9 protein-coding genes and 1 pseudogene are annotated in these 12,751 nt (G+C 55.0%); 7 read left to right on the forward strand and 3 right to left on the reverse strand.

Annotation, left to right across the window (positions count from 1 at the left end; genetic code table 11):
• Positions 1–77: 77 nt before the first annotated feature.
• Both FEM41_RS08870 and FEM41_RS08875 read right to left on the reverse strand, forming a co-directional pair.
• A pseudogene (locus FEM41_RS08870) lies at positions 78–1,652 on the reverse strand (rhodanese homology domain-containing protein); the annotation flags it as partial.
• Positions 1,652–2,227 (reverse strand): cysteine dioxygenase family protein, encoded by a 576-nt coding sequence (locus FEM41_RS08875; RefSeq protein ID WP_138095634.1) that lies wholly within the window; start codon positions 2,225–2,227, stop codon positions 1,652–1,654. The gene FEM41_RS08875 and the pseudogene FEM41_RS08870, both read right to left, overlap by 1 nt.
• A gap of 236 nt (positions 2,228–2,463) precedes the next feature.
• Between FEM41_RS08875 and FEM41_RS08880 the strand changes: the two genes are divergently transcribed.
• The 7 genes from FEM41_RS08880 to FEM41_RS08910 all read left to right on the forward strand — a co-directional run bounded on the left by FEM41_RS08880 (position 2,464) and on the right by FEM41_RS08910 (position 9,940).
• Positions 2,464–3,414: an ABC transporter substrate-binding protein gene (locus FEM41_RS08880; RefSeq protein WP_138099145.1), complete on the forward strand. Its 951-nt coding sequence runs from the start codon at positions 2,464–2,466 to the stop codon at positions 3,412–3,414.
• A gap of 448 nt (positions 3,415–3,862) precedes the next feature.
• Positions 3,863–4,480, forward strand: a complete 618-nt coding sequence (locus FEM41_RS08885; protein ID WP_138095635.1) for a hypothetical protein — start codon at positions 3,863–3,865, stop codon at positions 4,478–4,480.
• Between the two features lie 110 nt (positions 4,481–4,590).
• Positions 4,591–5,103: a fimbrial protein gene (locus tag FEM41_RS08890; protein WP_138099146.1), complete on the forward strand. Its 513-nt coding sequence runs from the start codon at positions 4,591–4,593 to the stop codon at positions 5,101–5,103.
• Between the two features lie 57 nt (positions 5,104–5,160).
• Positions 5,161–5,832 (forward strand): fimbrial biogenesis chaperone, encoded by a 672-nt coding sequence (locus tag FEM41_RS08895; protein ID WP_138095636.1) that lies wholly within the window; start codon positions 5,161–5,163, stop codon positions 5,830–5,832.
• A 150-nt stretch (positions 5,833–5,982) separates the two neighbouring features.
• Positions 5,983–8,394: a fimbria/pilus outer membrane usher protein gene (locus FEM41_RS08900; RefSeq protein ID WP_338324506.1), complete on the forward strand. Its 2,412-nt coding sequence runs from the start codon at positions 5,983–5,985 to the stop codon at positions 8,392–8,394.
• Entirely contained in the window at positions 8,385–8,906 is a 522-nt protein-coding gene (locus FEM41_RS08905) for a fimbrial protein (protein WP_138095638.1), read from the forward strand. The genes FEM41_RS08900 and FEM41_RS08905 overlap by 10 nt, the downstream gene beginning before the upstream one ends.
• A complete protein-coding gene (locus FEM41_RS08910) occupies positions 8,906–9,940 on the forward strand; it encodes a fimbrial protein (protein ID WP_138095639.1) in 1,035 nt (344 codons plus the stop codon). Before FEM41_RS08905 ends, FEM41_RS08910 begins: the two co-directional genes overlap by 1 nt.
• 61 nt (positions 9,941–10,001) lie before the next feature.
• On the opposite strand, the gene opgB is transcribed toward FEM41_RS08910, so the two are convergent.
• Positions 10,002–12,293, reverse strand: coding sequence for a phosphatidylglycerol--membrane-oligosaccharide glycerophosphotransferase (gene opgB, locus FEM41_RS08915; protein ID WP_138095640.1), 2,292 nt, complete (start codon positions 12,291–12,293; stop codon positions 10,002–10,004).
• Positions 12,294–12,751: the final 458 nt, after the last annotated feature.

Genomic DNA, 12,751 nt, shown 5'->3' on the forward strand with positions numbered 1-12,751 from the left:
CATAACCTCCGAAGGGTGTGGGCGTCAGTCGCCTCAACAGGGGGAATTAAACCGTTCCCGGGAATGGAAAGTGGCGCGATCGTCCGGAACCCGTGGGTGCCATCGCGTGCCAGTTGCGCCACCAGTCCGTACTCCCATTCCAGATAGCCGTTCATCGCCTCAGAGGGGTTATCGGTGCCCTCATAGGGGCGCTGGTAGCGATCGTTACGGGGCGACAGCAGCCGGGTCTCTCCCTGTTCCAGCGGTAATCCAGCCTCTATCCAGGCAGCGGTGCCACCGCGCAGTACCGCCACCGGGCGACCGGTTAGCGCCGCCACTTCCGGTGCGGCAAAGCGGGCCAGCAGGCTGGTGCCACAGGTCACGACGATGCTTTGTGCCTCAGGCAGTTGTGTCAGCACCTGTGCCAGTTGTTCCCGCTGGAGCCAGAAGGCACCGGGAATATGGCGCGCTACGTAGCTAGCGCTGGCGGAGAAGTCCAGCACGATGGCCTGGCGGCGGATCAGGCGCGCTTGCAGAGCGTTCGCGTCAATTTCCTCGACCTGCGGCAAAGGGGGATGTTCGGGAGGCGTCGGTCCGGACTGACTGAAGGCCCGGCTGTCCGCCAGCGGCAGCAGCGCGACTTCCCAGCCCATCTGGGCCAGCCAGCTGGCGGTCATTGGCGCCCGGATGCCGTCGTCATCGGTTAGCACAATACGGGCGCCGCGCACGCTGGCGTGGTGGTCGGTCTCCTGAACCAGTTGTCCGCCTGGTACGTGCAGGCTGCCGGGAAAGTGCCCGGCCAGATATTCGCTTTCGCTGCGTACATCGAACAGATAAGTGGTACGGGTGGTATCGCCCTGCCAGCGCGCCAGGGTGGCACTGTTAATGGCCTGCACGCCTGCTCTTAGCGCCTGTTCCCAGGCGCGGGCTTTCAGGTGCGGCGCCGGGGGCACCTGCGGATAACTGCGGCTCTGTCCATGTTCCAGCTCGTAACCCGCCAGGGTCCAGCCGATAGTGCCGTTGCGCAGCGCCGTTACCGGATTAGGCAGCCCGATATTGATCAGAGACTGGGTGCCGATAATGCTGCGGGTGCGGCCAGCGCAGTTGACGACGATACGGGTACGGGGATCCGGTGCCAGCGCCGCGATGCGTCGGACCAGTTCGGCACCGGGCACGCTGGTGGCGCCCGGTATGCTCATGGTGTGGTATTCGTCCGGCCGCCGGGCATCGACAATGACCAGCGGCTCTCCGGATGTCTGTAGCGCTCTGACCTGCTGTGGCGTCAGGGAAGGCGTATCCAGTTGCTGCTCCACCAGTTCGCCAAAGGCTTTTGAGGGAACGTTAACGTCGCGAAACAGTTCGCCGCCGGATGCGTGCCAGCCTGCCAGCCCATCGCGGAGCAGGGCGACATTCCGGTATCCCAGGGAGATGAGCCGCTGTCGGGCACGCTCCGCCAGCCCTTCACCGTCGTCATACAGGGTGATTGCCGTATCGTGGCGCGGGATACGTCGCCAGGCATCCAGCTCCAGGCGGCCGAGGGGAATATTGACGGCAAACAGCGGATGCTGCCGGGCGTATTCCGCTTCCGGCCGGACATCGACCAGCGCCAGTTCGCTGCCTGTTAACAGCGCCTGACGAATCGCAAACGCATCGCGGTATTCCGGGGGGGTCATCAGTGAATCTCCTGTTGGGCGGAGTAGCCGGAAACAAAGGGCTGGCGGGTACCATCTTCCAGCCAGAGATGGCGTTCTGTGGCACCGATATCGCCGCCATAAACGTGAATGCTGACAGAGGTTGCGTTATCCAGCGCATTACTGACCTGATGGATATCGCCCTGCTCGGGGAGAAAACTCACCACATCGCCGCGGTTCAGTCGCTGCGGTGCGCCATGGGGCCGGGGCGTGCCGTTATTATCAAGCCGGTAAGGCTGGTTGAGTTCTGCGCCGCGCAGCATACCGATCACCCCCCAGACCTGGTGGTCATGTACCGGCGTACGCTGCCCGGGTCCCCAGACAAAGCTGACGAGGCTGAAACTGCCCATCGGATCGGCATACAGCAGATACTGCTGATAGCGTTGGGGATCCGGTCGGGCGAGCGTCGGCGATAGCCAGTCATCATGGGCGAGCAGCGCCTGTAGCCGCGGTTTAATTTGATGGATCAGCCGTTGACCGCGGGTTTCCTGATGACAGATCCCGGTCAGTTCGCAAACAAACTGGTGCAGGCGGTTGAGGTTAGGTGGTGTCTCCATCGTCGACTCCCGTTGGACAGTGGTTGCGGAAGTGACAGTAGCAAAGGCGTTTTTATTCCCGAAATGCAATATATCGCTAAGCTAATATGCAATCTGGTTATTGGTTGCGGGGAGCCGAATCGCACAGGAATAGATGCCAGTATGGGAAAGGATATGCGAAATCGGCATTTAGCCCGTCGCAGCGACTGCATTAGCGTTTCGGTCTGACACTGAATACCACCAGGAGGATTACTATGATGCGACGCCGGGTTCCGGGCTCTTTGATTATTGGACTGACTCTGGTCGCAACCTCATCTTCGCTATGGGCGGCGGCTGATGTCACGCTGCGGATTGCCGATCAGAAAGGGGGGATGCGGGCCGTGCTGGAGGCGGCGAATCAGCTACAGGGGCTGGACTATCAGATCAAATGGCATGAGTTTCCGGCGGCGGCACCGCTGGCCGAAGCGCTCAATGCTGGTGCCGTGGATGCCGGTATTATCGGCGATGCGCCGCTGCTGTTTGTGCTGGCCCAGGGGGCGCCGGTAAAAGCTATCGCCGTCGATAAGTACGATCCCTACGGTACGGCGCTGCTGGTCAGGCCCGATTCGCCGCTGACCGGGGCTGCGAGTCTGAAAGGCAAAACCATCGCTACCGGCAGGGGATCTATCGGCCATTTCATTGCGTTGCGCGCCCTGGAGCAGGCTGGCGTTGCCCCCACTGAGGTTAAGTGGCGCTTTCTGGCGCCGGCGGATGCGCGTATTGCGCTACTGAATAAGGATGTTGATGTCTGGGCCACCTGGGAGCCCTATACCACCGGGCTTACTGGCACCGGGCAGGGAAAGGTGCTGGTCAATGGCCGGGGGCATATCCAGGGCAACACCTTCCTGGCGGCAACGGAGGATGTGCTGGCCGACCCGCGCCGTCGTGCGGCGCTTCAGGACTACCTGGCGCGTCTGGCCAAAGCCGAAAACTGGGCGCGGGACCATACCCGGGCTTATGGCGTCACCCTCAGTAGACTAATCGGCCTGCCGCCAGCAATTGCCACTGCGCAGTATGAGAGCCGTAATGCCCGCTGGCAGCGGATAGATGCGGCGACGATAACCCAGCAGCAGCAGACGGCTGACTACTGGCTGAAACAGGGAATGATCCTGAAACCGCTGGATGTAAAACCCACCTTTGACGCCCGATTTACGCTGTCTGCTCCCTGACTCAGGCGATTACCGGCGAGGTGCCGGGACAAGGCTTCCCGCCGGTAGTCGAGCTTCAGAGTATTCTCATTCATATTCTTATTTATAGATATTGTCAATGTCGGGTCCGTAGACTGTAATGTTTTTAATTTGCTGATAAATATATAAAAATAGATTTCTATTTTTGTTTGAGACAAATCGTATCAGTAATTGTTGTCCATCAGGAATATTTCATGGAAAAATCCTGGTGTGAAAAGCCGTTAACAAGGAGGTGACAGAATTATTGTGAATCTATTATGTAGTTTTTATCTCTATGTGGGAGCTTGCTGCGAGCACATGGCGAGATATTAATCTCGTTTGAAATGAATTGGTGGTTTTATCGTCTAATTTGGCCGTCAGGATCTGGATTGTTTTGAATATATCGCAAGCACAGATAAATTAACTCGACTAAAACAAGAGGAGAAAATTCTTGGTCCAAACGCAGGGAGAGGCTACCGATCCCCGAGTTGCGATTATTGGGGAAGACAGCTATGCCAGGGCGGGAATTGTCACACTAATTCGAGAAATAAATCCCAGAGTCGCCGTTAAGGCATCATTAAATAATTATCGGGCGCTGGAAATTCTTCTTGGGCAATATCCCGTGGATATCATTATTCTGGTGTCCGGTTATGAGTGTGATATTGGCTTAAGCTGCCTGAGAGTTATGCATCAGATAGCATATGACTACCCGTCGATACAGCTTTTAGTGTACTCCAGGCGGGCAACAAGTTTTCTGCTACGTGCCCAAAGTACAGGATGGTTACAGTGTATTGGTGAGCCCTTTCCCGCCTGGCGGAAGCATTTCAAGGTATTCTTAATGCCAGATGGCTCTACGAAAAAGGAGGTAGTTAGCGCAAGAAAAGGTAATTTTATTTTAAATCGTGATGAGTGGCTGGTGATTAATGATCTTTTCGCCGGGGAGTCACTGAATTCAATTTCCCGTCGTCGGGAAATTAATTACAGAAGAGTTAGCGCGCTGAAAATGTCTGCGGTGCGTAAACTGGGTCTGCGGACGAAAAATGATTTATTGGTTTTTCTGGCCAATTAAATATGGAAAGTCAGCGGATGAAATCATCATAAAAGGAAAGGAATAGCATGAAAAAGCAATATAACAAATCAAAACATTACCGTGCTGCATTACCATTGGTTGCATTATTTATGCTGCCAGGTGCTTCTTATGCAGAGGATCCCGCTCCGGTAACCGTAGATGGTGGCACGATTAACTTTGAAGGAAGCGTGGTTACAGCTGCCTGTGCGCTCTCTTCCAACAGTGCCAATATGACAGTAGATATGGGGCAGGTTCGTACCACGGTATTATCTGCTGTGGGTAGCGTCGCATCAACCGGAAAGGATTTCAGCATTCTGCTGGATGACTGCGATGTCACGACTTATACCGGTGTTTCCATTACGTTTAACGGTAGCGGTGATAGTACTGACCCGACTGCTCTGGCAACTGGCGTTAACGGCAGTTCGTCTTCAGCACAGAATGTGGCTATCCGGTTTTACGATGAGGCGGGTACTGCCGTCAAACTGAATGAGGCTTCTTCAGTCACTTCCCTGCGTGCTGGCAGTAACCAGATTAATTTTAGCGCGAAGTATGCCTCGCCGCATGGCGGTGCCACTGCGGGTGATGCCAGCGCTGTGGCAACCTATACCCTGACTTATTCGTAATGCCACCCGGCGCCCGTAGGGATAAAGCGGGCGCCATTTCCCCCGGAGGGAAACGCTATGCGTAAATGGTTTTGCCTGTTACTGGGCTCTGTTGTACTGATGTCTGAGGCCCTGGCTGGTGGTGTGGGCCTGGGGGCAACCCGGCTTATTTATCCGGACGACGCGCGCCAGGTGACGCTGAATATTCGTAATACTGACGGCCAGGCGCCGTTTCTGATTCAGTCATGGATTGACGATGCCCGGGGCAATAAAAGTTCAGATTTTGTGATTACGCCGCCACTGTTTGTCCTGAAGCCGGAAAGTGAAAATACCTTGCGGGTGATGTTCACTGCCAGCGGGCTGCCGCAGGATCGGGAAACGCTTTACTGGCTGACGGCAAAGGCGATTCCGCATACGCCAGTCCACAGTAAAAATACATTACAGCTTGCCTCCGCGAATCGCATCAAACTCTTCTATCGCCCTTCGGACTTACCTATTTCATCGGATCAGGCCTGGGAGCGGCTATCGGGCCGTATCCATGGCGATCGCATCACGCTTAATAACCCCACGCCTTATCACATTTCGCTGATCTCACTGCAGGTGCAGGGCAAGGAAATTCGGGGAGTGATGGTGCCGCCGAAGCAGACCCTGACGCTGCCAGGACATTATCCTGGGGCTCGTAGCTTTAGCTATCGAGTGATTAATGACTTTGGTGGATGGAGCAAAGTGTATACCGCGACGTTGCAGTGAGCGCTGATTTTGGGCGCATACAGGGATGAGCTTTGACATATGAAGATCGTAAAACGGCTTTTCGTGATCCCGATGCTGTTATTAAGCGGTATGGCCTGGGCCGAAGCTGATTACCAGTTTAACCCTCAGTTTCTGGGAGGAGGGCAAGCCATGTCTGCTGACTTATCCTGGGTAAATGACGGTGGAGAGCTGCCTCCGGGGCAATATGATGTCAATATTTATGTGAATACGGTTTACGTAACCAGCCATTCTGTATCGTTCCAGATGGTAGAGCGTGGCCTGAGTCCCTGTCTGACGCCGGATGTGTTGGAGAAGTTGGGGATTGATCTTCATCGCCTGGTCAGTCAGGCAACGGCGACGCAGAGGTGCTATTCGCCCGATATGGATGCCAGCGATATCCGGGTTTCCCTGGATGTCGCGACCATGAACCTGCAATTCACCGTGCCGCAGGGCATGATGATCAATCGTCCCCGGGGGTATATCAGCCCCAGTAGTTGGGAATACGGCATTCATGCTGGATTCCTGAGTTACATGATTAATGGTTCCTATAGAGAACAGATAAACGGTGAACGCGTCCGCAGTCGTCCGCTGTTTGCGGGCCTGAATAGCGGATTGAATTTAGGCGCGTGGCGGCTGCGTGACTACTCGACCTGGAACCGCAGCGAGGGGGGCGCCAAATTTAACCGGGTACGCACCTGGTTACAGCGCGACCTGGCGGCCTTACGCGGCCAGCTTTATTTGGGGGAAAGCTATACCTCCGCATCGCTGTTTGATGCCGTAGGGGTACGCGGCGTGCAGCTCAACAGCGACGACAATATGTTGCCAGCCAGCCAGCGTGGCTATGCGCCAGTCATTCGCGGCATTGCCCGTAGTCAGGCGACGGTCACGCTAAGTCAGAGTGGCAACGTTATCTATCAGACGACGGTGCCGCCCGGCGAGTTTACGATAGGCGATCTCTACCCCACCGCTTCCGGCGGTGATATTGAAGTGACTCAGGAAGAAGAGGGTGGCAGCGTGCGACGCTGGGTGGTGCCGTTTGCCAGCGTGCCGAATCTGGTGCGTGAAGGGCAGGCGAAGTACGCCGTGAGTCTGGGGCGCTATCGTCCTCAGTACCAGCAAACTGACCCGCTGTTTGTTCAGGGGGAGCTATTTTACGGTATGAGTCACGGCCTGACGTTGTATAGCGGAACCCAGCTGGCGGATAACTATCAGGCGCTGGCATTCGGTGTTGGCCAGAATATGGGGCGTTTTGGCGCGCTTTCTCTTGATCTGACTCACGCGCATAGCCGCCTGGCCGATCGCCAGCGCTACGATGGAGACTCCATTCGCCTGCGTTACAGCAAGGTACTGAGCAGTACAGGCACCCGGCTGAATTTTTACTCCTGGCGCTTTTCCACTCAGGGATTCTACAACCTGAGTGATACCACCAGGAAGCGGATGAACGGTGGCAGCCAGGTGGAGAGCGTGGATGAAAATGGCACAACGGTGACCGAATACCATGATTTCTACAACCTGCGTTATGCCCGTAAGGATCGGCATCAGGTGTTACTGGCCCAGACGCTGTCTGACTGGGGGTCGGTGTCTCTTTCATGGGAGCGCCAGGGCTACTGGAACAGCGATCGCGCGTCTGAAAGTCTACAACTTTCCTGGAGTAGCAGTATTGGCAAGGTTTCCTGGGGGGCGGCTTGGCAGCAGACCCGCACCCTATGGTCGAACCAAAAAGACAATATCTTTTCGCTGAATGCATCCATTCCGTTGGGTGAGGTACGCAACGCGACCCGGGTGAGTTATGGCGTCACCAGTAGCGAGACGCGGGACACTTCCCATCGGGTTGGCGTGAGTGGTTATCTGCCGGGCATGGATAATCTGAATTATAGCTTCAGCCAGCGCTATGCCCGGGACAATGGTTATGGTGCGGATCTGTCTATGCAGTATCTGGGCAGTAAAGGCAACGTCAGCCTGGGATACAGCTACACCGATAACAGCCGGACATTAAGTTATGGTCTGAGTGGTGGCGCGGTGCTGCATGAGGATGGTGTCACCTTAGGGCAAGCGCTGGGTAATACCAATATTCTGGTGAAGGCTCCTGGTGCGTATGGTGTCGCGGTGGAAGGGCGTAGGGGGGTAAGGACCGACAGTCGTGGTTACGCGGTGGTTCCCTGGGCCACGCCTTACCGTCTTAATCGCGTGGCGCTGGATATTCGCGATATGCCGGATACCGCCGAACTGGATAGTTCGGTGGTCAGTCGAATTCCTGTGGATGGCGCTATGTCCCGCGCCGATTTTGCCATCCGTAGTGGCTTTAAAGCGATGTTTTCGCTGAGTTATCGCGATAATGTGCTGCCGTTTGGCACGCTCATCACTCAGGAGGGAAGCGAAAGCGGCTCGGGTATTGTTGGCGATAACGGGGCGGTCTATCTTTCAGGCCTGGCGCCGACGGGGACACTGATTGCCCGTTGGGACAAGGGAGAGAGTCACCAGTGTCGTATTGACTATCACCTGGATGATACACGGTTGAACGCCCGTACCGGGCTGTATATTCAGGAGGGAGTATGCCGGTAGCTGCATGGATGCGCAGCAGCGTAGCGACATTGCTGTTTTTTTCGGGGTATGTATCGGCCTATGACGTGCTGGTTTCAGTAACGGGGGCGATTATTGGCAATACCTGTACCGTCGCCGGGAACTCAGAAAATATTTCAGTAGATCTGGGGGTGGTGGCCACGAATCAGTTCCGGGGAATAGGGGATGTGGGAAATCACCTTAGCCCTTTCACCATATATCTGGAGGACTGCGGCCCGACCTTTAACGGCGTACGGGTCTCTTTTAGTGCCCCTCCGGATGATAACAATAGCGATGTGGTGAAGAGCAGCGCCGGTGACGCCAGCGGTGTCGGGATTCAGTTGCTGGATCACCAGAAAAATCCACTGGCGCTTAATGCGTTCAGCCCGATTTATGGCGCGGGTCAGGATAGTCGCGTGGAGATGCATTTTTATGCCCGCCTCATCGCGACTCAACAGAGCGTGACGGTGGGAACCCTCTCTGCGACAGCAACCTATACCCTGGAGTATCAATAATGAACAGGTTTATACGGAAGTGGCTGTTGGCGTTATGGATGGCACTCCTGAGTGTCGGCGTCAGCGCCGTAGAAAAAAAGAGCGATGTGGAGTTGATGCCAAACTCAATTTCCTACTTTGGTCCGTCATCGTCGGTGGGGAGCCTGATTGGCGGAGCGTGGTCAACATCCGTGACGGTGGACCCCGTTTTTAACTGCGGGATCCTTCCTTCTTATGATTGTTACCAGGCGACGATTGTCCCCGATCCGTCGTTGATTTCGGCGGGAATATCAGTGGAAATCGACGGTGTTAGCTACACGGTATATGAAACGGGAACGCCGGGGCTTGGTTTTGTCATGAGTATGAAGGATGCGAAAGCCAGCAACTGGATCCCGTTGTCGGCCGATACCGTGAATACCTATCCCGCGGCTGGTACCAACAGTCCGGCGACAAGTGTAGGCCTGATGGTACGAATCAGCTATGTCACGACCGGAAAAAATTTGCAGGTAGGCAGCTTTGATGTACCGGCTATCCGGGCCGCCGTTTTCAATGCCTATGCTTATTCGGGGGGAGTGGCCGAGAGCGCCGACATCACGATTGCTGCTACAAGTTTCTCGGCAATGGCCTACGGATGCGCGGTGGATACGAAGGACGTATCGGTCGAGCTGGGGAGTGTGGATGTCAGAACGCTGGATGCCGTTGGGGCAATGTCGGAGCGGAAGTCATTTTCAGTGACGCTATCCTGTGCGATGAATATCGCGCTGTATGCCTCCATCAGCGATATGTCACACCCGGGTAATTTCTCTGATGCGGTGTCGCTGACCCCGGACTCTTCAGCACAGGGGGTCGGCGTGGCTTTTTTCTATAATGGGCAGGGACCTCTGTGGTTAGGACAGGACAGTGCGGATGCGGGAATAATGAACCAGTTTTTTATTCAGGATAGTGGTCTCAGTGAGACGCTCACTTTGCCATTTCAGGTCAGTTATTATCGCAAGGGCGATATTGTACCTGGTAGCGCGAATGCACTGGCGGGGATCACCTTTTCGTATCAGTAGCGGCATAACGTTCAGAAAAAAGGCCCCGATGAGCGGGGCCTGATGGGGAGCATTGTGGCGTTTAACCCTCGTCTTTCACTACTTTGATATCGACCATCCCGATACCCAGTTTACGCGGCGCGTGGCCGAGGATATTCCCTTCGTTGGAGTCCTGTGGCTCCGGCGGCGTAATGGTCAGCACCTTGCTGTGACCCGGGTTGGTGAAGTGCAGCGTGGTCGTGCTGACTTCTTTATTCAGGGTCAACGTCTGTTCGCTGTCGCCCACCCTTATCGGAATCGGCTTATTGGCGTTAGGGCCAAAGGCCTTAGCGGTAATGACCAGCGAGAATTTCTCTGGCAGCGGCTGGTGGTATTCGATTTTCACTTCCGGTGCCAGATTGGCGTTGGACCAACGGCCCCAGGATTCGGGGCGAGAAATACCGCTGAACTGTTTTACCGCTTCCGGCGCGCCGGGCACGTTAAAGACAAAGCTGTCAGACTGATAGCGGATGTCGTTATCATTGGCCTTCAGCAGATCGACGGTGTGCTGGTAGCGATCGCTATCAATCACGCTCTGCTTAATGGCCACCTTACCCTGCCATTTGTCCTGCTCTACTCGGGTAATCTGCGGCTCACCGCCCAACTGGCCCTGAGCCATACACAGATCGGTGGAGAGGCTGAGTTGCGGATCCCACAGACGGCCCATCTTGTAGCAGGTATCGAACCAGACGAAGTCATCGTTCGGTGCGAAATTTGCCAGCTGAATGCGCAGAGGATCGGAAAATTCGTTTTCGAGCTTCGGCTCAACGCGCTTGTCACCCACTTTCAGCAGCAGCGGCAGCCGGAAGGTGGAACCTGAGAAGCTAACGTTATTCTGAGTACGATCGAGGGTAAAGCGGTCGATCTTACGCGGGAAGTTCCACAGGTGTACCACGGAGGGTTTCCAGGCCAGGATCTTCTCTTTGGTGTTCAGGAACACCTGCGACATCGACTGCCCGGAAAGGCTACTACGCCCCAGCCCCAGGTAGTTGCCACCGCCCAGCATATCCAGCACCGTGGCGCCGTTATCCATGGAGTTGCGTTTGGTCGCAATCTGCCTCTGCTCCGGCTGGTCACCGCGAATCACAAAGAACAGGTTATTGCGTTGCTGTTCGTTCAGGTATTTCCAGGCGCCATTGTTCATGGCCAGATGGTCGGAAGAGACCACGATCACCGTATTTTTAAACCACGGTGAAGCTTTGATCTTCTCGATCAACTGCGCCACATGTTCCTGACTACAGGCGACCGCGCTCAGGGTCTTATTGGGCTTGCCGTCGTGATCGTAGTTTTTGCGCTTACAGGATCGGGAAACAAAGCCGTCCGGATGGTGGGTATCCACCGTCAGGGTAAACAGTGAGAAGCGTTTGCCCTGCTTCGACAGCTCTTCATATTTCTGCCACACCTCATCCAGCACGGTGTCGTCGTAGAATCCCCAGTCGTTGCGGTATTCGGGGTCATCCACCATGGTTTTCAGCTCTTCGGAGCCGTAAAGGTGATCGAAACCGTGGGATTTCAGGAACACATCTTTACCGGCAAAGCGCAGGTTGGCGCCCTGAATAAAGTAGTTCTGGTAGCCGGAGTTCTTCAGGATATCGCCCAGGCAGGTATTCTGCGGGAAGAAGGTCGACATGGAAGAGGCCGAGTTGCCATCGAACGGAGCAAACAGTGGAATACCGCACTGAGAAGCGACCATACCGGCGATGGTGTAGTCGGTGCCGGGAAGCTGTTCGGTATGGCTAAAGTCCAGCCCCTGTTTCTTCAGGGCGCTCAGCTCTGGCGCCAGATTCGGGAACGCCTGTTCATTAAAGTAGGTGCGTTCCAGGCTTTCACCATAGATATAGACCAGGTTGAGCTTCGGATTGGCTATCTCTTTCGGCGGCTCTTTATAGTAGATCTTAAAGTCGGGATCGCCTTCGCTGGTCTGGGATTTCACCAGGGCGGCAATCTGGTGGAATGCCGGGCTGGCATCTACGGAGCCCAGCGCCAGCACCATGGCCAGCAGGCTGTAGCCAAAGTGGTGGGGGCGGTGCCAGCGGCGGCGCAGCAGCCAGGCCAGCAGACCAAACATCCCCACCAGGGTCGCAATAATACCGATGCCGGGCAGAATATATTTACTGACGCCTGCGCCGGTCAGGCTGTTGGTCAGGGTATAGAGCACGGCATCGTTGATCCCGTCGCCGGTGAAGTAGTTACTGGCGTAAAGGGTCAAATTCAGAATGACGAACACGCCCAGCACCACCAGAATGGCGGCGAACCACAGGGTATTGCGCCCCGCTTTAAGCGTATAGATAGCAATGGACGCAACAAAGAGTCCTAATGAAAGCACTTCTGGCAAAGGAACATCCTCTTAAGATAACCAGGATTGAGTTGGACAAGTTCAGACGCGCAACAATGTACCGTCGTTGTCACATAGCTGCAATTCTACTGTCAAAATAGTGTGTAGGTCTTCAGAATTGGTTGATTCATCGCCAGCCTCGATCGGGATCACATCCGATGCCCGGAGCAGGAAAACAGGGATAAACCCTGAGTTGAGAACAAACAGCGATGTTTTGTGCCATTTCCGAAAGTTTTATCTCTGTCATCAGGTTATCTAAGGTATTTTTAAGACAATGCCGATGTGAGCAAGGTCATATTTAAGGAAAATCTCACGATAAAGAGTGTGTGAATCATGACAGCTCTGGTTTTACCCTGACTTGCCCCATTTTAGGTGGATATAACAGTATGATGCTTTCAATCGTCAGTCTTATTGCGCTACTGGCGTTTGCGCTTTTTTGTTTCGTGAAGCATTTTCGG

It is taken from the genome of Jejubacter calystegiae (genome assembly GCF_005671395.1).
In the GTDB taxonomy this organism is placed as follows: Bacteria; Pseudomonadota; Gammaproteobacteria; order Enterobacterales; family Enterobacteriaceae; genus Jejubacter; species Jejubacter calystegiae.